The sequence below is a fragment of the Psychrobacillus sp. genome, from assembly GCF_056205495.1.
Genome location: NZ_JBAEAP010000151.1, coordinates 1 through 2,527 on the forward strand (window position 1 = coordinate 1; position 2,527 = coordinate 2,527).

Genomic DNA, 2,527 nt, shown 5'->3' on the forward strand with positions numbered 1-2,527 from the left:
TCAATAAATTTAATACATCATTAATACATTGCATATTGTCCAAATACCTATATTGATATAAATAAACGCCTTTTCGATATACATACCACTTCTAATCATTTTTACACATCATTATTTTTAGGCTTTTCCGAAAGTCTATAAAATTCATCGTATGACTCCGTCACCAAGTCAAGTGATTCTCTCGATTACTTAGAGATAAATCTGGGACAAAACTCTCTTCAAAATAAAAGTCCGAAAAGTCAGCTTGCTTTAAAAATAAATAGCTTTGTTAAAGCCATTGGTTGATTTTGACTAAAAGTTTCTTTCTTATAGGGACTGTAAACATAAAAAAAAGACATTTCAAATTGCTATTAAATTAATTTAGATTATAAAATATGGTTGGAATCAGTTTTTCAGCTTTGTTTATGCAACAAATAGAGCTTTATCGACGAATGAAAGCCATTTCCATTTATTTATTGGAGCACAAGACGGCGACTCCAACGAGATAAGGGAGACAGAGAACCATCACAACCATGCGCGCTAGCGATGGGTGATGGCTTATCGCTCAAAACGCGAAAAAGCGTCTGGCTAGCGTGGAAATCAATTCTACTTTCTGCTTAAAAATTTATTCAATCATAAATCAACCCTACCCTTTAACATAGCCAAATAAATAAAAACGTGAAATCAAGTAGATGATTTCACGTTTTAATATAGTGACTGTTATGTTCAAGCCTCAAATAAAGTGTATATACATTTTATTCTTCGTTTTGAAGAGTAGAAAAAGCCTGATCTTTTACTTCATTTAATTGTTTAGTTAAATCATTGAATTCTTGAACTGCTTGTTGCACAGCTTCGTTCTGCTTATTAACCTCTGCAACCTGCTCTTGAATTTTAGATACGTCCGCTTCTTCATCTAAAAGCATATTATAAAGAGCGTCTTGTAAGCTTGCAAGAGAGTTGTATTGTTCAACCAACTTATCATAAGAATCATATCGATTTTTAAAAGCATCTTCTACTGAACGGATACTTTCCTTTTCGGATTCCTCTTTAGCATCAGAAATAACTGTCTCTAGGTCTGTAAGCTTCTTCTTTGCTTTCGATATAGAATCCTTTTCTTTTTCTACTAGTGTCATACGTTCTTCTAATAGATTAGCAGTTGCCTCTACTTGAGCACTAAGCTCTTCTTTTTGGTCCTGAGTTAATTCCATCATGCTTTGAAAATTTCCCTGTTCCTTTAACTCTGTTTCCTTCAAGGAAGTTTGAACTTCTCTATAGCCTTCTTCTGCCTCATAGACTTCAGTCAAAACATTTGATAATTTTTCCTGAGTACCTTCTCCGAAAGAGCAGGCGGACAATAGTAAAAGTGACATGAAAGGAACCACGAATATTAATTTTTTCATTCCGTAACCTCCTATACCCATTTTCAACTATAATTGTTCTAGTTACTAAATTCAACTGACTTATATACCTTTTTGTTTAGTAAAACGACATAATTCGATATAATAGAAGTATGAAATTTGAAAGGACGATCAAGATGATTTTAATGCCTAACATTATTAGAGATGGACATCCTACTCTACGCAAGAAAACGGAAGAGCTTACCTTTCCACTCACTGAGGATGAAAAAGCTCTGGCACATGATTTATTGGAGTACGTTATAAATAGCCAAGATGATGAAATGGTGAATAAATACAACCTTCGTCCTGGAATTGGAATTGCTGCACCACAAGTAAACCAATCTAAAAGAATGTTTGCCTTACACCTAATGGATGAGAACGATCAGGAAATCAGCTTTGTTGCAGTTAATCCTAAAATTATTAGCCATTCCGTAGAAAAAACATATATACCTTCTGGTGAAGGCTGTCTATCTGTAGACGAAGTTATTGAAGGGTATGTTCCGCGATATGCCAGAATTACAGCAACAGGCTTTTATCCGGATGGAACTCCATTTAAGAAACGTCTAAAAGGTCTGGCTGCTATCGCCTTCCAACATGAATTAGACCATTTGAATGGCATTATGTTTTATGACCATATCAATCCACAAAACCCTTATGCGGAAATAGCAGATGCATTTCCTTATGAAAATAAATAATTAAAAAGATTGGCCTCCATGGAGACCAATCTTTTTTTATTAATAAATGTGCCGCTCTCAAAGCGATTATTTATTAGTTTAGCTTTGTTAAAGTTATTGGTTGATTTTGACTAACAATTCTTTTTATAGTGACTGTAAACATAAACAATTGGACTTTCAAATGGCTATTAAGAACATAAATAGATGATGAAAATGGGGTTGGTGACAGTTTTTTAGCTTTGTTTAGGCGAGTAAATTTATTAGCGCTTTCTCGATGCTAAAGCTGTTCCCATTTATTGATTGGAGTGCCAGACGGCGACTCCTACGGGATGAGGGAGACAGATAAGACATCACAACCACGTGCGTGAGCGATGGGTGATGGCTTATCGCTCACCCCGTGGAAAGCGTCCGGCTGGCGCGGAAATCAATTCTACTCTCTGATCTAAGATTTCTTTGAACATAAATTAACCCAACCCT

The 2,527-nt window shown here is 35.2% G+C and carries 2 protein-coding genes; one reads left to right on the forward strand and one right to left on the reverse strand.

Features of this window, described 5'->3' with window-relative positions; genetic code table 11:
- Positions 1-734: 734 nt before the first annotated feature.
- Positions 735-1,379, reverse strand: a complete 645-nt coding sequence (locus tag AC06OU_RS04480) for a YkyA family protein (RefSeq protein ID WP_475854244.1) — start codon at positions 1,377-1,379, stop codon at positions 735-737.
- Positions 1,380-1,513: 134 nt separating this feature from the next.
- On the opposite strand from AC06OU_RS04480, the gene def reads away from it, so the two are divergent.
- Positions 1,514-2,071, forward strand: a complete 558-nt coding sequence (gene def, locus AC06OU_RS04485; protein WP_475854246.1) for a peptide deformylase — start codon at positions 1,514-1,516, stop codon at positions 2,069-2,071.
- The last annotated feature ends 456 nt before the right edge of the window (positions 2,072-2,527 follow it).